Source organism: Pseudomonas sp. UM16, from assembly GCF_050312595.1.
GTDB lineage: Bacteria > Pseudomonadota > Gammaproteobacteria > Pseudomonadales > Pseudomonadaceae > Aquipseudomonas.
The window spans coordinates 79,685-97,951 of the sequence record NZ_JBNPJT010000013.1; the positions used below are offsets into that span (position 1 = coordinate 79,685).

General features: G+C 60.2%; 17 protein-coding genes. 3 read left to right on the forward strand and 14 right to left on the reverse strand.

The window, feature by feature from the left end; translation table 11 throughout:
• Positions 1-2 precede the first annotated feature (2 nt).
• Together rapZ and ACQRAX_RS16835 are read left to right on the forward strand one after the other, a co-directional pair.
• The gene (gene rapZ / locus ACQRAX_RS16830; RefSeq protein WP_412038726.1) at positions 3-857 is read left to right on the forward strand and encodes an RNase adapter RapZ; all 855 of its coding nucleotides are present in this window, start codon (positions 3-5) and stop codon (positions 855-857) included.
• 20 nt (positions 858-877) lie between these two features.
• A complete protein-coding gene (locus ACQRAX_RS16835) occupies positions 878-1,150 on the forward strand; it encodes an HPr family phosphocarrier protein (RefSeq protein ID WP_412038725.1) in 273 nt (90 codons plus the stop codon).
• 11 nt (positions 1,151-1,161) lie between these two features.
• Here ACQRAX_RS16835 and ACQRAX_RS16840 read toward each other — a convergent pair whose 3' ends face one another.
• The 6 genes from ACQRAX_RS16840 to pmbA all read right to left on the reverse strand — a co-directional run bounded on the left by ACQRAX_RS16840 (position 1,162) and on the right by pmbA (position 6,414).
• Complete coding sequence (locus tag ACQRAX_RS16840) at positions 1,162-2,055, reverse strand: ZIP family metal transporter (protein ID WP_412038798.1); 894 nt, start codon at positions 2,053-2,055, stop codon at positions 1,162-1,164.
• Between the two features lie 11 nt (positions 2,056-2,066).
• The gene (locus ACQRAX_RS16845) at positions 2,067-2,678 is read right to left on the reverse strand and encodes a superoxide dismutase (protein WP_412038724.1); all 612 of its coding nucleotides are present in this window, start codon (positions 2,676-2,678) and stop codon (positions 2,067-2,069) included.
• Between the two features lie 2 nt (positions 2,679-2,680).
• Positions 2,681-3,142 (reverse strand): hypothetical protein, encoded by a 462-nt coding sequence (locus ACQRAX_RS16850; RefSeq protein ID WP_412038723.1) that lies wholly within the window; start codon positions 3,140-3,142, stop codon positions 2,681-2,683.
• Positions 3,143-3,162: 20 nt separating this feature from the next.
• A complete protein-coding gene (gene fumC, locus ACQRAX_RS16855; protein ID WP_412038722.1) occupies positions 3,163-4,539 on the reverse strand; it encodes a class II fumarate hydratase FumC in 1,377 nt (458 codons plus the stop codon).
• Positions 4,532-4,933 (reverse strand): FagA protein, encoded by a 402-nt coding sequence (locus ACQRAX_RS16860; RefSeq protein WP_133217071.1) that lies wholly within the window; start codon positions 4,931-4,933, stop codon positions 4,532-4,534. The genes fumC and ACQRAX_RS16860 overlap by 8 nt, the downstream gene beginning before the upstream one ends.
• Before the next feature lie 134 nt (positions 4,934-5,067).
• Positions 5,068-6,414 carry a metalloprotease PmbA gene (gene pmbA, locus ACQRAX_RS16865; protein ID WP_412038721.1) on the reverse strand — a complete coding sequence of 449 codons (1,347 nt, stop codon included), beginning with the start codon at positions 6,412-6,414 and terminating at the stop codon, positions 5,068-5,070.
• A 108-nt stretch (positions 6,415-6,522) separates the two neighbouring features.
• On the opposite strand from pmbA, the gene yjgA reads away from it, so the two are divergent.
• A complete protein-coding gene (gene yjgA, locus ACQRAX_RS16870) occupies positions 6,523-7,044 on the forward strand; it encodes a ribosome biogenesis factor YjgA (protein WP_412038720.1) in 522 nt (173 codons plus the stop codon).
• 42 nt (positions 7,045-7,086) lie between these two features.
• Here the strand turns inward: yjgA and tldD are convergent, their stop codons facing one another.
• The 8 genes from tldD to mreB all read right to left on the reverse strand — a co-directional run bounded on the left by tldD (position 7,087) and on the right by mreB (position 18,213).
• Positions 7,087-8,526 carry a metalloprotease TldD gene (gene tldD, locus ACQRAX_RS16875; RefSeq protein WP_412038719.1) on the reverse strand — a complete coding sequence of 480 codons (1,440 nt, stop codon included), beginning with the start codon at positions 8,524-8,526 and terminating at the stop codon, positions 7,087-7,089.
• A gap of 2 nt (positions 8,527-8,528) precedes the next feature.
• On the reverse strand, positions 8,529-9,380 hold the full coding sequence (locus ACQRAX_RS16880; protein ID WP_412038718.1) for a carbon-nitrogen hydrolase family protein: 852 nt from the start codon (positions 9,378-9,380) through the stop codon (positions 8,529-8,531).
• Positions 9,381-9,394: 14 nt separating this feature from the next.
• Positions 9,395-13,204, reverse strand: a complete 3,810-nt coding sequence (locus tag ACQRAX_RS16885) for a YhdP family protein (RefSeq protein WP_412038717.1) — start codon at positions 13,202-13,204, stop codon at positions 9,395-9,397.
• Positions 13,205-13,289: 85 nt separating this feature from the next.
• Positions 13,290-14,747 carry a ribonuclease G gene (rng, locus tag ACQRAX_RS16890; protein ID WP_412038716.1) on the reverse strand — a complete coding sequence of 486 codons (1,458 nt, stop codon included), beginning with the start codon at positions 14,745-14,747 and terminating at the stop codon, positions 13,290-13,292.
• An 81-nt stretch (positions 14,748-14,828) separates the two neighbouring features.
• Positions 14,829-15,425: a Maf family protein gene (locus ACQRAX_RS16895; protein ID WP_412038715.1), complete on the reverse strand. Its 597-nt coding sequence runs from the start codon at positions 15,423-15,425 to the stop codon at positions 14,829-14,831.
• A gap of 34 nt (positions 15,426-15,459) precedes the next feature.
• Positions 15,460-15,948 carry a rod shape-determining protein MreD gene (gene mreD / locus ACQRAX_RS16900; protein ID WP_412038714.1) on the reverse strand — a complete coding sequence of 163 codons (489 nt, stop codon included), beginning with the start codon at positions 15,946-15,948 and terminating at the stop codon, positions 15,460-15,462.
• Positions 15,948-16,973 carry a rod shape-determining protein MreC gene (mreC, locus tag ACQRAX_RS16905; RefSeq protein WP_412038713.1) on the reverse strand — a complete coding sequence of 342 codons (1,026 nt, stop codon included), beginning with the start codon at positions 16,971-16,973 and terminating at the stop codon, positions 15,948-15,950. Before mreC ends, mreD begins: the two co-directional genes overlap by 1 nt.
• Before the next feature lie 202 nt (positions 16,974-17,175).
• Positions 17,176-18,213, reverse strand: a complete 1,038-nt coding sequence (gene mreB / locus ACQRAX_RS16910) for a rod shape-determining protein MreB (protein ID WP_008371426.1) — start codon at positions 18,211-18,213, stop codon at positions 17,176-17,178.
• Positions 18,214-18,267: the final 54 nt, after the last annotated feature.

Here is an 18,267-nt window from a genome sequence, read left to right on the forward strand (position 1 = left end):
ATATGCGCTTGATCATCGTTAGCGGCCGCTCCGGCTCCGGAAAAAGTACCGCCCTCGCGGTCCTTGAGGACAACGGCTACTACTGCATCGACAACCTACCTGCCGGGTTGCTGCCGCAGTTGGCCGAGAACGCCCTGATCAACACCGAACTGATGCAGCCCAAAGTGGCGGTATCGATCGATGCGCGCAACCTGCCCAGCCACCTCAGTCGCTTCCCCGAGCTGCTTGAAGAGGCGCGCGGGCGCCATATCCAGTGTGATGTGCTGTACCTGGATGCCGACGAAGACACCCTGCTCAAGCGCTTCTCGGAAACCCGTCGGCGTCACCCGCTGACCAACGCCAGCCGTTCGCTGGCCGAAGCGATCAAGGACGAGACCGAGCTGCTGGGGCCGATTGCCGACCTCGCCGATCTTAAAATCGACACCACCAACCTGAACCTGTATCAGTTGCGTGACTCGATCAAACTACGCCTGCTTAACCAACCGGAGCCTGGTACCGCGTTCCTGGTCGAATCCTTCGGCTTCAAGCGTGGCATGCCGGTAGACGCCGACCTGGTGTTCGATGTGCGCTGCCTGCCCAACCCCTACTGGAAGCCGGAGCTGCGTGAGCACTCCGGTCTGGAGCAACCGGTCATCGACTATCTGGCAGCCCAGCCTGATGTCGAAGATATGTTCCAGGATATCTCCAGCTATCTACTCAAATGGTTGCCACGCTTTGCCGCCAGCAACCGCGCCTATGTGACCATTGCCATTGGCTGTACCGGTGGACACCACCGTTCGGTTTACCTGACCGAACGCGTGGGCCAGTTGCTGCAGCAATCCTTGAAGAATGTCCAGGTTCGCCACCGCGACCTCTAGCCCACAGGACCACCGCCGCGATGCCCGCTCGTGAAATCACCATCATCAACAAGCTGGGGCTGCACGCCCGGGCGGCGGCAAAGTTTGTCGGCGTGGCCGGACGCTTCCCTTGCACTGTACGCGTAGGCCGCACACCTGAATCAATGGTCGATGGCAAGAGCATCATGGCTGTGATGATGCTCGCAGCGGGCAAAGGTACCCAGGTACACCTGCATACCGAAGGCGAAGGAGATGACGCAGCGCTCGTTGCGCTGGTCGAGCTGATCAATAACTACTTTGATGAGGGCGAGTAACCGCCCCCTCCTCACGCCAGCGCCGTATCCATCACCATCATCAGACAGAAACCAACGCACAGCCCTAGACTCGCCAGGCGATGATGACCGTTGCTGCGAGATTCGGGAATTATCTCCTGGGTCACTACCAGCAACATAGCTCCGGCTGCGCAGGCCAAGCCCAGAGGCAATAGCAGTTCTGCCACGCTCACCAGCCAGGCACATATCAACGCTGCCACCGGCTCGACCAGTCCAGACGCTGCACCGATGGCAAAAGCCTTGAACCTAGCCATGCCTGCCCCGGCCAGTACCAGCGCAATGACTAACCCTTCGGGCACATCCTGCAAGGCAATGCCCATGGCCAAGCTGTCGGCATCCGGCATCCCGCCACCCGCCGACACCCCGATGGCCATGCCTTCGGGGACGTTGTGAGCAATGATGGCGATGACAAACACCCATATCCGCGCGGCAATCACCGGTTGCTGGGCAGTGCCCACCAAAGCTTCGGGCGAAGCACCCGACACCTTAAGATCGACCAGGTACAGGAAGAACGCCCCGAACAACAAGCCGAAGCTGATCAGTGCGCCTGCGCCCCACTTACCCAGACCAATGGCTTGCGCGGCGTCCAGGCCAGGAATAATCAGGGAGAAGGCCGTTGCCGCCAGCATCACACCGGCGCCGAAGCCGAGCAAGGTATCGGCCAACGCCACCGGCATGCTGCGAATCACCAGCACCGGCACAGCACCCAACGCCGTGCCCAATGCACACAGAGCACCGCCTTCGAGCGCGCGCATCATGCGCGGCTCAAGGTCAAGCCAGGCGATACCCTGCGCCACCAACAAAGCGCTCCCCACCAGCAACAACAGGGTTCCCAGCGCCAGGCGAAACAGGCGCATTCCGCCTATGGACATCACATCGGTACGCATACCGGAACGACTCACGCCAGGGCAGCTAGATAACGGCGCTCTACCTCGGACCAGTCGATCACGTTGTAGAAGGCATTGATGTATTCAGGACGGCGATTCTGGTACAGCAAGTAGTAGGCATGTTCCCAGACATCCAACCCCAGAATCGGCGTATTGCCGCTCATCAACGGGCTGTCCTGGTTACCACTGCTCTCCACTACCAACTTTTTCTCCGGGGTCACGCTCAGCCAGGCCCAGCCGCTGCCAAAACGCGTCAGTGCGGCCTTGGTGAAAGCCTCCTTGAAGGCCTCGAAGCCGCCCAGTTGCTCATCGACTGCCTTAGCCACCACACCTTGAGGCTGACCTCCACCCTTGGGCGACATCACCATCCAGAACAACGAGTGGTTGGCATGACCGCCACCCTGGTTGATTACCGCATTGTGTAGTGCCTGCGGCAGTTGCTTGACTCTGGCGACCAGTTTTTCCACCGGCCACTCGGCGAACTCCGTGCCTTCTACCGCCGCATTGAGGTTGTTGATATAGGTCTGGTGGTGCCTGCTGTGGTGAATCTGCATGGTCTGGGTATCAATGTGCGGTTCCAGCGCATCGTAAGCGTAAGGCAATGCAGGCAAGGTATGAGGCATAGTCAGTGGATTCCGTAGTGAAGGGCTGAAGACCCGGCGCGCTCCTTAACAGCTAAAACTGCCGGTTGCGGGCCGTGGCTATGGAGCAGGCGCTCAGTTCGCGGGTACTGGCCGTACTCACTGATGAAATTGAGCAGCTCGGTGTAGGTCTTGCTACTGTGGCGCAGCGCCGCTTCGCGCAGTGCTGGCGCCAGGCGTTGGTCCTGCAGGGCCTGCAACAGGCGCTGGTGGATAGCGCAGAGGTACTCCGCACTCTCCTGCGGCTGATTCAGGCGCAAATGCAGGTCGGCCAGGTTGTGGTGGGCAATGACACACACAGCCACCGCTTCGTCGGCGTCATGCCAGCGCTCGAACAACACCTGGGCCAGAGCCAGGGCCTGCAGATACAACTCGCGGGCATCGACCAGATCGCCCTGGTCGAACAAGCGATTGGCGATTTCGGTGGTGCGTTTCCAGTGCTGCATGACAAACCTCCAAGGCGCTATCAGATACCGCCAGCCGTGAGCTTTTCCGGATCGAGCAGCACTTCCAGCTGGTTACGCGACAGGTCGGTGTGCTCCAGGGCTACGTCAATGATCGGCCGACCTTGCTTGTAGGCCGTCTTGGCAATCTCGGCGGCCTTTTGGTAGCCGATGATCGGGTTCAACGCCGTCACCAGGATAGGGTTACGCGCCAGCGCTTCCTTGAGCTTGGGTTCGTTGACCTTGAAGCTGGCGATGGCTTTGTCGGCCAGCAGGCGGCTGACGTTGGCCATCAGCTCGATGCTGCTCAGCAGGTTGTGGGCGATGATCGGCAGCATGACGTTAAGTTCGAAATTGCCCGATTGGCCAGCCACGGCAATGGCCGCATCGTTACCGATGACTTGGGCAGCAACCATGGCGGTGGCTTCCGGAATCACTGGATTGACCTTGCCAGGCATGATCGAAGAGCCCGGCTGCAAGCCTTCCAGCTCGATTTCACCCAAGCCCGCCAGCGGGCCGGAGTTCATCCAACGCAAGTCGTTGGCAATTTTCATCAAGGCGACCGCCGTGGTCTTGAGCTGGCCAGACACGGCCACTGCGGTGTCCTGCGAACCGATCAGGGCAAACAGATTCTGCCCAGGCGTAAACGGCACGCTGGTCAGCTCACTCAACTGCTGGCTGAAACGCGCGGCAAACTCGGGGTGGGCGTTGATCCCAGTGCCCACGGCGGTCCCGCCCTGGGCTAGCGCTTGCAGGGCCGGCAAGGTCGACTCTAAATGGCCTGTAACCGCTCTGATCTGCGCCGCCCAACCGCCAAGCACCTGACTCATACGCACCGGCATGGCATCCATCAGGTGGGTACGACCAGTCTTGATGAATGGATGAACTTCTTCGGCTTTGCGCTCGATAACCTGGACCAAGTGCTTGAGTGACGGCAGCAGTTGCTCATGCAAGGCCAAGGCGCCACTGACATGGATAGTGGTTGGAATGATGTCATTGCTGCTTTGGCCGCAATTGACATGATCATTGGGGTTGACCGTGTCACCGAGGATGCGGCTTGCCAGGGTGGCGATCACCTCGTTGGCGTTCATGTTCGAGCTGGTACCGGAGCCGGTCTGGTAGATATCCACCGGGAAATGCTCGATGAAATCGCCAGCCAGCAGTTGCTCGACCGCCTTGACGATGGCCGTGCCCTGCCCAGCGTCCAGTTGCTTGAGCTCGATGTTGGCCTTGGCCGCAGCAGCCTTGGCCAGCAGCAAGGCGCGAATGAACTGGGTAGGCATGCGTTGCTGGCTGATCGGAAAGTTGTTTACCGCGCGCTGGGTTTGAGCGCCATACAGGGCCTCGGCCGGCACCTGCAGTTCACCCATGCTGTCACGCTCGATACGGGTATTACTCATCATCAAGTCCTTGCATCAGTTCAGCGAAAGAAATCGAAGGCAGCAGCGTGCAGTTCGCCAATTGCAGAGCAAAAGGCTGCCAACGCTGGCCATGCTCACCGCCGTCGAGCTTGCGCAGCTGCAACAGCGGTTTCCAGGCCTGATCCAGGCACAGGCAACGCCAATGCCAAGGCAGCATGCGATCGCAGGCGGTATCCAGGAGCAGGCGGAATGAGGTCAGGGCGACGGTCCAAGCCGAGGTCTCGGTGCAACACACCAGATAGCGACCTTCGGCCAGGTAGTGTTCGATCAAGCGCGGTTCGTCCGGCTCCATCGCACAACGGATGCGGCGACTGAGCCAGCGCCAGTTTTCGAGGTAGGGCAATTCGTGAAGGACGGGTTTCATGAACATCATCGCCTAGATAATGATATTCATTATTGATTGATAATCAGAATCAGTTCAAGGCAATGGCAGAAGAAAAACAAAAAGCCCGACACAGGGCCGGGCTTGGTAGTGGAGGGGCACGGGTAATTCCCGCTGCTACAGGTTCAGCTGCCGGCCACAGTCATCCGCTCGATCAGAACCGAACCGGTATGGATGTTGCTGCGGGTTTCCAGATCATTACCGATCGCGACAATTTGCTGGAACATGTCCTTCATATTGCCGGCGATGGTCACTTCCTGAACGGCGAATTGAATCTCACCGTTCTCGACCCAATAGCCTGCTGCACCACGGGAATAATCACCAGTCACCATGTTCAGGCCATGCCCCATCAGCTCGGTCACCAGCAAGCCCCGCCCCATACGACGAATCAGCGCCGCCTGATCTTCGACGCCGTGGGTGACATACAGGTTATGCACGCCACCGGCATTGGCGGTGCTCGGCAATCCAAGCTTGCGCCCCGAATAGGTACCCAGCACATAGGACACCAACTCGCCCTTTTCGACGAACGGTTTGGCGTAGGTCGCCAGACCGTCACCGTCGAATGCGGCACTGCCCAGCGCACGCATCAGGTGCGGGCGCTCGTCCAGGGTCAACCAGGTGGGAAACAAGCGCTGGCCCATTGCGCCATCAAGAAATGACGACTTGCGGTACAGGTTGCCACCCGAGATTGCCGACAGGAAACTGCCGAACAGGCCGCCAGCAAGCTCAGCGGAAAACAGCACCGGCACCTCGCAGGTCGGCACCGGGCGCGCGCCGAGGCGGCTGGCAGCACGCTGCGCAGCACGCTGACCAATGCTGCGTGGATCAGCCAGCAGTTCGCCCTGACGATTGACGTCGTACCAGTAGTCGCGCTGCATCTGGCCTTCAGCTTCGGCGATCATCACGCAGCTCAGGCTGTGCCGGGTCGACGCGTAGCCGCCGATAAAACCGTGGCTGTTGCCGTAAACCCGGCAGCCTTGGTGAGTATTGAGGGTGGTGCCATCGGCATTCTTGATTCGCGCATCGGCATCGAACGCCGCTGCTTCGCAGATCAACGCCTTCTCGATGGCTTGCTCAGGGGTAATGTCCCAGGCGTGATAGAGATCGAAATCGGGCAGATCTCGCGCCATCAACGCCGGGTCGGCAAGCCCTGCGCACTCATCCTCGGAGGTGTGCTTGGCAATTGCCAGGGCCGCAGCAACAGTCTCGCGAATGGCCTCTCTGCCACTGGCCGAGGTGCTGGCCGAGCCTTTGCGCTGGCCGACATACAGGGTGATGCCAAAACCCTGGTCGCGGTTGAACTCCACGGTTTCCACTTCACGCTGACGCACCGAGGTAGACAACCCCTGTTCCAGCGATACCGCCACTTCACAGGCACTGGCCCCCTGGCGCTTGGCCTCGGCAATGATCTGTTCGACCTGCTCCTGCAACGCCGGCAGGGCCTGTGGACCTACGCTCTGGACTGCACTCATGGTTTTCTCCACTCAAATTCTGCGTTCGGCGTGGGTCAATCTACGACCGGACCGGACAAGCGGCCCCCGACTGGTTATCATGGCGGCGATTCTCAGCGGACTGCCCCCATGGTTGATTCTTACGACACCGCCTTTGACGGCGAAAAAAGCAAAACCCAAATCAAGCGCGAGATGCAGGCGCTGGTCGATATGGGCGAGCGCCTTACTACGCTCAAGCCCGATATTCTGGCCAAACTGCCGTTGACCGACGAACTGCGCATGGCGCTGGAAGAGCACAAGAAGCACACCGCAAACGAAGCGAAAAGACGTCACCGGTCGTTCATCGGCAAGCTGATGCGTGACCAGGACATCGACGCGATCACTGCGCTTCTTGACCAGCTCGACGCCTCCTCGCGCCAATACAACGAGCGTTTCCACAACCTTGAACGCTGGCGCGACCGGCTGATCGACGGCACCGACGAAGTCCTGGAAAAATTCGTCCAGGAATATCCGGATGCCGACCGCCAGCAACTGCGCTCGCTGATCCGCCAGGCCCAGCACGAGCTGAAGACCAACAAGACACCTACGGCCAGCCGCAAGATCTTCAAGTACATCCGCGACCTCGACGAGATCCAACGCGGCCTGCGTTGATCTTCGCCACCGGGCAGGCGCCCTGCCCGCCCGGTTTCAATTTCATGCGCCCGTGCCACCCACGGTAATCGCATCGATCTTCAGTGTCGGCTGACCCACGCCAACCGGAACTGACTGCCCATCCTTGCCACAGGTCCCGACACCGCTGTCCAGGGACAGGTCATTACCGACCATCGACACGCGGCTCATCGCTTCCGGACCATTGCCAATCAAGGTCGCGCCTTTGACCGGCGCAGTGATCTTGCCGTCTTCGATCAGATAGGCCTCACTGGTGGAGAACACGAACTTGCCGCTGGTGATATCGACCTGGCCGCCACCAAGGTTGGCGCAATAGATGCCGCGCTTGACCGACTTGATGATTTCTTCCGGGTCACTTTCACCGGCACGCATGTAGGTGTTGGTCATCCGTGGCATTGGCAGGTGCGCATAGGACTCACGACGACCGTTGCCGGTGACCGCCATGCCCATCAGTCGCGCGTTGAGCTTGTCCTGCATATAGCCCTTGAGAATGCCGTTCTCGATCAGCGTGGTGCATTCGGTCGGGGTGCCTTCGTCATCGACGCTCAACGAGCCGCGACGACCTTCGAGGGTGCCGTCATCAACAATGGTGCACAGACTCGACGCAACTTTCTCACCCAGGTGGCCGCTATAGGCCGAACTGCCTTTGCGGTTGAAATCTCCTTCAAGGCCATGGCCGACGGCTTCGTGCAGCAATACACCCGACCAGCCGGAACCGAGCACCACCGGCAAGGTGCCAGCTGGCGCTGGGATCGCCTCAAGGTTGACCAAGGCTTGACGCAGGGATTCGCGGGCATAGCCCATGACCCGTTCATCGGTGAAATAGCGATAGTCGGTGCGACCGCCACCACCGTGGCCACCTCGCTCGCGGCGGCCGTTCTGCTCGACGATCACGCTGACACTAAAGCGCACCAGTGGACGTACATCCGCCGCCAGACTGCCATCAGCTGCGGCGATCAGGATGCGTTCCCAAACCCCGGCCATACTCACGGTGACTTGCTGGATACGCGGATCCAACGCACGGGTGGCGGCATCAACACGCTTGAGCAGCTCGACTTTCTCGGCCCGGCTGAGCACCTCCAGCGGGTTGTCGGCACCATACAACTGGGTAACATCCTGGCTCTTGAAGGCCTGGACACTGCCGTTTTGCCCGGCACGAGAAATCGAGCGGGCAGCACGGGCAGCAGAAGTCAGGGCTTCGAGGCTGATGGCGTTGCTGTAGGCGAAACCAGTTTTCTCGCCAGACTGGGCACGCACGCCCACACCCTGGTCAAGGTTGAAACTGCCTTCTTTGACAATCCCGTCTTCAAGTGCCCAGGACTCAGAAATCTGCCCCTGGAAGTACAGGTCGGCGGCATCGATGCCTGGCCCGGCCAACTCACCCAGCACGGACTGCAGGCTGTCCAGGGTCAATCCCCCCGGCGCCAGCAGGTGCTCGCTGACAGTGGATAACATCTCGCTCATAGTCACTCCGAGGTGTGCGCAGGCCGCAAGGCGTCCTGCGAGAAAAAGCGCCGGTGCAAGGCCACCGGCATCCGCGCCCGAATGGACGCCTGTTCGCTGCTGTCGCGTTCGCTCAGCAGCACGGCCTCGCCGCTGGCCTGTTCGGCGACAATGCGCCCCCAGGGATCGACGATCGCCGCATGACCATAGGTTTCCCGTGCCCCCGGGTGGGTACCGCCCTGAGCGGCGGCCAAGACATAGCACTGGGTTTCAATCGCCCGCGCACGAATCAGCACTTCCCAATGTGCCGCACCAGTGACTGCAGTGAATGCTGCAGGCGCACTGATCAACTCAGCACCGGCAGCGCGCAAGGCGCTGTATAGCTCCGGGAAGCGCAAGTCATAGCATACGCTCAAGCCCAGGCGCCCCACCGGGGTATCTGCCACGACGACCTGACTACCATGGGCATAGTCATCAGACTCTCGATAGCGCCCGCGGTTGTCGGCGACATCGACGTCGAACAAGTGCAGCTTGTCGTAGCGGGCAACAGTTTGCCCGTACTCGTCGATCAGCAGTGAGCAGGCATGGGACTTGGCCTCGGGCTGTCCTTGAGGTGGTAATGGAAGGGTACCGGCGACCAGCCACAGCTTGAGGTCGCGCGCGGTCTGTTCCAACCACGGCAGGATTGGACCCTCGCCCAAGGCTTCGGCACGACCGATGACGGCGCTGTCGCGACGGCCCATGGCAGCGAAGTTCTCCGGCAATACGGCCAGCCGCGCACCGCCCGCTGCAGCCTGTTCCAGCAAGCGTCGAGCCTGTTCCAGGTTGGCCAGGATGTCGCTCTGACTGACCATCTGGATCACTGCTGACTTCATGCGCGCTCCTGGGCTTATTTGTCGAACGGTTTGATAAAGGTCATTTTAGGCTCTTTCCAAGGGCCTTCGATGCGGTAATGCACACTGGCGTAACGCGCCACCCGGTCGCCGAGCAGGCGATCGACCAAAAACAGTGCCCCACCCACCGCCGGTGCACCGACAATCAACGCCGCCAACGGCAGGTTATTGGTCACCGGCAAGGTCACCTGCAGGGTCGCATCGACGCGATCACGAACCATATCCAGGGTGCCTTCAAGCTCAAGGTTACTCGAAGGTCCGGTCAGAGTGATCGGCTCGCGGGTCACGTAAACCCCCTCACTGGCCACCAACAGACCTTTGACCCGATCGTAGCTCAGCCCCTTGTCGAGCAAGTCGGAGAAGTCCAGACGCAAACGTCGGCCAATCGAGTTGAAATTGAGCAAGCCAAACACCCGCAGCGCCTGGGCGCCGCCCTCGACTTCAACGAACTGACCTTTGCGCAAGGCCGCGTCAAGACTGCCGGAGTATCGGTTAAGGCCAACCCAGGCCGGTGATCCCGGCCAGCGCCCATCGACATCCAGACGAAAATCGCGACTGGTGACCGTCGGGGCAAAATTCCAAGCCTTCAACACGTCGGCGAGGTTCTTGCCTTCCAGGCGCCCCTTGTACCAACTGCTGCTGGCTCCCGGAGCGCCCTCCCAGCCACCGTTGCCATCAATCATCAAGCCTTTGAGGCTCAGGTCGAGGTCGTTCAGGGCAATGCCCTTGGCGGTCGAGCGGATCTTCACCGCAGCACTGCCGAGCAAGTCGTCGCCACGAAACAGTTTGTCGATATTGAGGTCGATCGAGGGAATCTTGCGCGGGTCGATCGCCGCCATCGGATCAGGTGCGTTGGGCGAAGCCACTTCAGCCGGATCCGCTGCCGGCAGGTGGATTGTCTGCAGGTTGACCACCAACGGCGCGCCCTTGGCGTCAGGCACCCGAGCGTTACCAATGATTTCTTTGCTGTCCAGCCGCAGCGCCCAGTTGTTGCTGTTGCGGTCCAGACGCACCACTGCCTGGTTCAGGTTCAGACCGAAGCCCTTGAGTTTACCGATACTCAAATCGACACTGCGCAACAGTTGAGCGGCACTGCCGCCTGCATCTTTACCCGCCAGGCCTTCTGCTTGTTGCTGCCAAGGCTGCAAATCCAGTTCAGCCAATCGACCGCGCACCTGTATGCCCTGACCATTGGGCAACTGGGCGCTGCCGCCACCAAACACCAGCTCACCACGCCCTTGGGCCAGTTTGTCCATGGGCGCGGCGTAGAGCATATTAGCCACATTGTCGTAGCTTAAGCTGAAGCGCCGCTCCGGCCCTTGCAGAGTCATGCCGAACTGGCTGTCGCGGGTTTCGTCGGCGCTCTTGCCGAACGGCGCTGGCAAGTTGATAGCCAACCCTTTGAGACTGGAATCGACTTTGAGCTGGTTATCGCGACTGCCCAGGCTGAGCTGCAACTGGTAAGGCAGTTCTCCGGATAGCGGCAAGGCTTGCTTGACCTGTAACCATTGACTCAGAGCCGTCACGGCAACGCGGCCTTTGGCGTCGACACGCGTTTGCAGTTCACCGGGTTTGCCCTCGGCAAAGATCTGTGCCGTGATCGGTTTGTCGAAGACCCGAGCGTTTATGTTCTGGCCACTGAGGCCCTTGCCATAGTCGAAACGAAACGTGCCCTTGAGCTGGTTCAGCTCAATCTCCGGTGCGGCAATTTTCAGCCGTGCATCGTTGGTGTCGAAGTCGACCACCACTTTAGGCTGCTGGCCCTTGGCCAGAGGAATGTCCAGTTTGAGCTTGCCTTTGAGGCCACCCTGGCCTTCCCAGCCTGCGAACATGGCGGCAGTACCGATCGGTGCTTCCTGGAGGATTTTCAAGCCATCGCCGAGGTTACCGTCGAAGCCGCCGTCGAGAAACAGATGGCTGTGTTCTCCGCTGGCGACGTGGGGGATGTTGACCTGCACGTCGCTGACCTGGGTATCGAGCAATTGGCCACGCTGTGCATTGATTCGCACGCCATCGTCGTCGATAGACACTTCACCAGAGACTTTCTGTACCTGCGGCCAGCCGGGCTGAAAATCCAGCGCGGCATCATGCACCTTGAAAAACAGGCTGATGCTGCGCGCCTGCTCGGCCGCTCCATGATTGAGCGAGCCCTGGTACTGGAAATAACCTTCGTCGACCGCACCTTTGAGAATTGCCGTGCGTAGCCATTCATCCAGCGCTGGGCTCAAGACCTCAGGCAGGTACTTCGCGGTGTAGCGACCGTCGCCGTCGACCAAGCCGACGCGCAGGTCCATATAGTCTTCTCGCGTTTCATCGAACAACAGGCGGATCAGGAAGTCACCGGCAATCTTGCCTTCCTCGCCCAGCACCTTCAAATACGGAGCAACCAGGGTGAAGCCTTCTTGATCCAGGCGCCAGGTCAAACGCGCATTGGCTTTCTGGTAATTCCAGGGTTTGGCGAAGATCGGGTAGAGATGAAGCATGAACGCATCAGTATCCAGGCGCAGCTCGCCATGCCCAAGGTCACCACTGATGCTACCGCTGACATTCCCCGCTGCTGGCGCACCGTGATAAGCACTGAAGCCAACCCGTTCAAGATTGGCAGCAAAATTCAGGCGTTGGTCACCGCTGGCCTTGGGACGGATATCCAGCTGGACATTGCGCAAGCTACCTTTGACGTTTAACCCCTCGACCACTGCCATGACCTTTTCCGGCAACGGCGCCAGCGACTCAATCAACGGTGTGAGTGGCGTCAGGTCGAGACGGTCGGCCTGAACCCTCCAGGTTTCCTCACTCGTTTCACTGCCAGCCTCCTGCTTGAGCTGTAGGTGCGTCTCCCAGCGGGTCTTGCCCAGGCTCATTGCCAGTGAGTTCAGTTGCACATCGAAACCTTGCTCACGGTGCTGTAACCAACCATTGAGCGCCAGGTTTTCCACCTTGGCCTCTTCGCGCCCGGCATGGTTTCCACGCAGTTGCGGCGCGTTCAGGCGCACCGTCGCACTCTGCAACTGGCCCTTGCCCCAATTCAGCCAGAACTCACCACCGGCCTTGAGTTCCTGGGCCTGCCATTGCCCGAGCAACTTTGGCGGCAACCAGCGCGCCCAATCGCTCTGCGGCAGGCTCAGGTAGGCGTCGAGCTCACCCTCACGCCAGTGAGCCGGGCGAATACGGCTGCGCACATTCATGGCGACCGGCTGACCATCGGGCAAGGTCAGGCGTACATCCAGACGCTGGCGAACGCTGCCAGTCTGCAGCCCCAGGCTGACATACGTGAGGGTCATCGGCTCACGCTGAAAAGGCTCGAGGGTCACCTGACTATCCAACACGGTGATCTTCGCTACCGCCCTCAGGCGTTGCAGCAACTGCTCAGGGTCGAGCGGCTGATTGTCGGTTTTCGGTAAGCCGTCCAGGGTCCACGCCCCTGCCTCATCCTCGCGCAAGCTCAAATGCAGGCCACCGACCTCCAGATTGGCCAGGCGCAGTTGACGATCGCTCAGGCTCGACCACAGATCCGGCACCACCTTGACGGCATCCAGGCGCAACGCAGTGGCACCTTCGCCGACCTCAATATCGTTCACCACCAGTATGGGTGCCAGGCCGCTCCAGTGCCCTTCCAGGCTGCCGATATGTACGGGCATGCCCAGAGCCTGCACGGCCTTGTCTTCGACTTCGGCGCGGTATTCGGCCACCAGAGGCACCAGTTGCCGGCCCAGGCTGACGTACAGCGCCACCAGCACCGCCAGCAAGGCACAGATGCCCAGGCCCCAGCGGGTCATCGCGCCTAGAACGCGGATCAGACGCTCCATGGCAATGGCCCTCCCTCTCGAGCCTTAACTATGGCCGCAACCGGGCGCTTTGCCAGCCCTGGCGACAGCCAGATGCGTGCAGCGGTCAGAGCAGCACCACATCGTATTGTTCCTGGGAGTACATCGACTCGACCTGGAAGCGAATGGTGCGACCGATGAACGTCTCAAGTTCGGCGACGTTACCCGATTCCTCATCGAGCAAGCGGTCCACCACTTTTTGATTGGCCAGTACCCTATAGCCTTCGGCCTGATAAGCACGAGCTTCGCGAAGAATTTCGCGGAAAATCTCGTAACAAACCGTCTCGGGGGTTTTCAGCTTGCCCCGCCCCTGACAGCAATGGCAGGGTTCACACAACACCTGTTCCAGGCTTTCACGGGTGCGCTTGCGAGTCATCTGCACCAGACCCAGCTCAGTGATGCCGATGATGTTGGTCTTGGCGTGATCGCGCTCCAGCTGCTTTTCCAGAGTGCGTAGCACCTGACGTTGGTGCTCCTCATCTTCCATATCAATGAAGTCGATGATGATGATGCCGCCGATATTGCGCAGGCGCAGTTGCCGGGCAATGGCGGTGGCCGCTTCCAGGTTGGTCTTGAAGATGGTCTCTTCAAGGTTCCGATGCCCTACGAACGCGCCGGTATTGACGTCGATGGTGGTCATCGCCTCAGCCGGATCGACCACCAGGTAGCCTCCGGACTTGAGCGGTACCTTGCGGTCCAGCGCGCGCTGGATCTCGTCTTCAACGCCATACAGGTCAAAGATCGGCCGTTCGCCCGGGTAGTGCTCAAGGCGGTCAGCGATTTCCGGCATCAGTTCGCCGACGAACTGCGTAGTTTTCTGGAAGGTTTCCCGCGAGTCGATGCGGATCTTCTCGATCTTCGGGTTGACCAGGTCGCGCAGAGTGCGCAACGCCAGGCCCAGGTCCTCATAGATTTCCGTTGGCGCGCCAACGGTCTTGATCTGTGCACCGATCTGATCCCACAGCCTACGCAGGTAGCGGATGTCCATCAGGATCTCATCGGCACCGGCGCCCTCAGCGGCGGTACGTAGGATAAAACCACCGGCATCCTGGATGTTTTCTGCGGCGACGCAATCGGTAACCACCTGCTTCAGGCGCTCACGCTCGGCTTCGTCTTCGATCTTCAGGGAAATACCGACATGACTGGTGCGTGGCATGTACACCAGGTAGCGCGAAGGAATCGACAGCTGCGTGGTCAGTCGTGCGCCTTTGGAGCCGATAGGGTCCTTGGTTACCTGTACCACCAGGCTCTGACCTTCGTGCACCAGGGCGCTGATACTTTCTACCGAAGAGCCTTCGCGCTGGGAGATTTCTGAAGCATGGATAAAGGCGGCACGGTCCAGGCCGATGTCGACGAACGCCGCCTGCATCCCCGGCAATACGCGAACCACTTTGCCCTTGTAGATATTGCCGACAATGCCACGGCGCTGCGTGCGCTCGACATGCACCTCCTGCAGAACACCGTTCTCCACCACCGCCACGCGTGATTCCATCGGTGTGATATTGATCAGAATCTCTTCACTCATGGCAGGCTCTCGTCAAAGGACTTCAGTAATGATGGATCGCGCGCGGGCGACTGGCTAGCAGCAGTCTTGTCTTGTCCTCGCTCAACGGGCCGACAACAGTTGCCAACAAGGGATTTCAAATTGCTTGAGCAGCTCGGCGGTTTCACTCAACGGCAAGCCAACCACCGCCGAGTAGCTGCCTTCAATGCGTTGCACGAATACCGCCCCCAAGCCCTGGATGGCATAGGCACCGGCTTTATCCAGCGGCTCACCACTGGCCCAGTAGGCTTCGGCTTCCTGCGGGGTAATGTGCCGAAATTGCACCTGACTGGCGACACAAACGCTCAGACAGCGCTGCTGGTCAACCACCGCTACAGCGGTGAGCACCTGATGCTCACGGCCAGACAACGCGGCAAGCATTGCCAACGCATCGTCACGATCAAAGGGTTTACCCAGAATTCGCCCATCGAGCACCACAGCGGTATCAGCACCGAGCACAGCCAGGGGGACGCTTGCATCAAGCGTTGCCAGTCCGGCACTGGCCTTGGCTCGCGCCAGGCGCTCGACATAAGCCGGTGCGGCCTCAGCAGGCAGCGGGTTTTCGTCGACCGCTGCACTGAGGGGGGTAAAGGGAATACCGATTTGTGTCAGCAATTCCCGACGGCGGGGTGAACCAGAGGCCAGGTACAGCGGGGTCATCGTGACTTCTCCCTGTCGACGTCGAAACGCAGGCTTAGTTGATGCTCAGGCGCAAGCGCAGCCCACGCAGGGCGAAGCTGATCCACGGCCAGAGCAAGGCACTGATGACCGCCGACCAGATCAGCGCCAGAGTTGGCAGACGGTTGCCGGTCAGCGCACTCAGCCACAGCTGTACCAACTGCGCCAAACCGAATACCACCAGGATCACCAGGCTTTGCTGCCACATTGGGAACATCCGCAGGCGCTGCTGCAAGGTCAGCACCAGGAAGGTGATCAGGGTCAGCACCAGGGCGTTCTGCCCCAGCAATGTGCCATACAACACATCCTCGGCAAGGCCGAGGACAAACGCGGTGGTCATGCCGACTTTATGCGGCAGGGCCAGCGTCCAGAACGCCAGCAGCAAGGCCAGCCACATGGGCCGGAAAACTTCCATGAACTGCGGCAACGGCGAAACGCTGAGCAGCAGTCCAATGACGAAAGTCAGCCAGACTACCCAGCCGTTTCGGCTGCGAGTACTCACCATCAGTGTCTCTCCCGGGAAGGCGGCGCGGCAGCAGCCGGGGTCGCCGAAGGCGCAGCTACTGACGATGCACCAGGTGCTGGAGCAGGGCTTGCCGGTGTCGGCGCAGCAGCACCAGCGGCTGGCGTCGGAGATACGGCCGGTACCACCGGCGGAGTCGCCTCAGCATTGCTGCCCGGCAAGCCCTGACGATCAGCCGCTTCCTGCGCCATGGCGGCGTCGGTGGCGCGCTGCTCTGGCGTGCGACTGTCAGTAAACACCAGCAACAGGTAACGGCTGCGATTGAGTGCGGCCGTCGGAACCGCCCGGACAATGGCGAACGGTTGGCCGGAGTCGTGAATCACTTCTCTTACCGTGGCCACCGGATAACCGGCTGGGAAGCGTTGCCCCAGGCCCGAGCTGACCAACAGGTCGCCTTCCTTGATGTCGGCGGTGTCGGCAACATGGCGCAGCTCCAGGCGCTCGGGATTGCCGGTGCCGCTGGCAATCGCCCGCAAGCCGTTGCGGTTGACCTGCACTGGAATGCTGTGGGTGGTGTCGGTCAGCAACAACACCCGCGCGGTGTAAGGCATCAACTCGACCACCTGGCCCATCAGACCACGGGCATCAAGCACGGGTTGGCCGAGGACCACGCCGTCGCGCTCACCCTTGTTGATCAGGATGCGATGGGTGAACGGATTGGGGTCAACACCGATAAGCTCGGCCACCTCGACCTTCTCATTGACCAATGCCGACGAATTGAGCAGCTCGCGCAGGCGCACGTTTTGCTCGGTTAGGGCCGCAAGCTTCTGCACCCGCCCTTGCATCAGCAATGCTTCAGTCTTGAGTTTCTCGTTCTCGGCGATCAGCTCGGTACGACTGCCAAACTGGCTGGCGATGCCCTGCCACAGCTTCTGCGGCAAGTCGGTGACCTGATAGGACTCCATCAGCACCAGCCCCATCTGGCTGCGTACCGGTTTGAGCAGGGGAAAGCGCGCATCAACCACCATCAGGGTGATCGACAGTACAACCAGCACGAGCAGGCGCACGCCCAGCGAAGGGCCCTTGGCGAAAAGCGGTTTAATAGGCCGCTCCTCGTGGACGACGATTCAAGAGGTCATTCATACGGCAACGCACCGGCCTGCTTGTGGATTGACGGAAAATGACGCCCACACGGACGTCAGCCCAGCACATACAGGTAGCACTGTGGGCACTACCTGTAAACCGGGCGGCATGTTTGCTACAGCCAGCTTACTCGCTGGAGAGCAGGTCCATGGTGTGTTTATCCATCATTTCCAGGGCACGACCACCGCCACGGGCAACACAGGTCAGCGGGTCTTCGGCAACGATGACCGGCAGGCCGGTTTCCTGGGCCAGCAGCTTGTCGAGGTCGCGCAGCAAGGCGCCACCACCGGTCAGTACCAGGCCACGCTCGGCGATGTCCGAAGCCAGCTCTGGAGGCGATTGCTCCAAGGCGCTCTTGACTGCCTGAACGATAGTCGCCAGGGACTCCTGCAGGGCCTCGAGCACTTCGTTGGAGTTGAGGGTGAAGGCACGTGGCACGCCCTCAGCCAGGTTACGGCCGCGAACATCCACTTCACGCACTTCGCCACCCGGATAGGCGGTACCGATTTCCTGCTTGATGCGCTCAGCGGTGGATTCACCGATCAGGCTGCCGTAGTTACGACGCACGTAGGTCACGATCGCTTCGTCGAAGCGGTCACCACCAACACGTACGGATTCGGCATAGACCACGCCATTGAGCGAGATCAGCGCGATTTCAGTGGTACCACCACCGATATCGACGACCATCGAACCACGGGCTTCCTCGACCGGCAGGCCGGCACCGATAGCGGCAGCCATTGGCTCCTCGATCAGGAACACTTCGCGGGCACCGGCGCCCAGCGCCGATTCACGAATGGCGCGACGTTCGACCTGGGTCGACTTGCACGGCACGCAGATCAGTACCCGCGGGCTTGGCTGCAGGAAGCTGTTCTCGTGAACCTTGTTGATGAAGTACTGCAGCATTTTTTCGCAAACGCTGAAGTCGGCGATCACGCCGTCTTTCATCGGACGAATGGCAGCAATGTTGCCGGGCGTACGGCCCAGCATGCGCTTGGCTTCGGTACCTACCGCGACGACACTTTTCTGGTTGCCGTGAGTACGAATGGCCACAACGGAAGGCTCATTCAGGACGATACCGCGCTCACGCACGTAAATAAGGGTGTTGGCAGTGCCCAGGTCGATGGAAAGATCGCTGGAAAACATGCCACGCAGTTTCTTGAACATGGGAAAGTGACCCTAGGCAACGCGTGGGTAAAAAAGTGCGGCAAACTCTAACAA

Bases quoted from the DNA above. Each gene is read 5' to 3' on its own strand.
- rapZ (WP_412038726.1), top strand. From the start codon at position 3: ATGCGCTTGATCATCGTTAGCGGCCGCTCCGGCTCCGGAAAAAGTACC.
- ACQRAX_RS16835 (WP_412038725.1), top strand. From the start codon at position 878: ATGCCCGCTCGTGAAATCACCATCATCAACAAGCTGGGGCTGCACGCC.
- ACQRAX_RS16840 (WP_412038798.1), bottom strand. From the start codon at position 2,055: ATGCGTACCGATGTGATGTCCATAGGCGGAATGCGCCTGTTTCGCCTG.
- ACQRAX_RS16845 (WP_412038724.1), bottom strand. From the start codon at position 2,678: ATGCCTCATACCTTGCCTGCATTGCCTTACGCTTACGATGCGCTGGAA.
- ACQRAX_RS16850 (WP_412038723.1), bottom strand. From the start codon at position 3,142: ATGCAGCACTGGAAACGCACCACCGAAATCGCCAATCGCTTGTTCGAC.
- fumC (WP_412038722.1), bottom strand. From the start codon at position 4,539: ATGAGTAATACCCGTATCGAGCGTGACAGCATGGGTGAACTGCAGGTG.
- ACQRAX_RS16860 (WP_133217071.1), bottom strand. From the start codon at position 4,933: ATGATGTTCATGAAACCCGTCCTTCACGAATTGCCCTACCTCGAAAAC.
- pmbA (WP_412038721.1), bottom strand. From the start codon at position 6,414: ATGAGTGCAGTCCAGAGCGTAGGTCCACAGGCCCTGCCGGCGTTGCAG.
- yjgA (WP_412038720.1), top strand. From the start codon at position 6,523: ATGGTTGATTCTTACGACACCGCCTTTGACGGCGAAAAAAGCAAAACC.
- tldD (WP_412038719.1), bottom strand. From the start codon at position 8,526: ATGAGCGAGATGTTATCCACTGTCAGCGAGCACCTGCTGGCGCCGGGG.
- ACQRAX_RS16880 (WP_412038718.1), bottom strand. From the start codon at position 9,380: ATGAAGTCAGCAGTGATCCAGATGGTCAGTCAGAGCGACATCCTGGCC.
- ACQRAX_RS16885 (WP_412038717.1), bottom strand. From the start codon at position 13,204: ATGGAGCGTCTGATCCGCGTTCTAGGCGCGATGACCCGCTGGGGCCTG.
- rng (WP_412038716.1), bottom strand. From the start codon at position 14,747: ATGAGTGAAGAGATTCTGATCAATATCACACCGATGGAATCACGCGTG.
- ACQRAX_RS16895 (WP_412038715.1), bottom strand. From the start codon at position 15,425: ATGACCCCGCTGTACCTGGCCTCTGGTTCACCCCGCCGTCGGGAATTG.
- mreD (WP_412038714.1), bottom strand. From the start codon at position 15,948: ATGGTGAGTACTCGCAGCCGAAACGGCTGGGTAGTCTGGCTGACTTTC.
- mreB (WP_008371426.1), bottom strand. From the start codon at position 18,213: ATGTTCAAGAAACTGCGTGGCATGTTTTCCAGCGATCTTTCCATCGAC.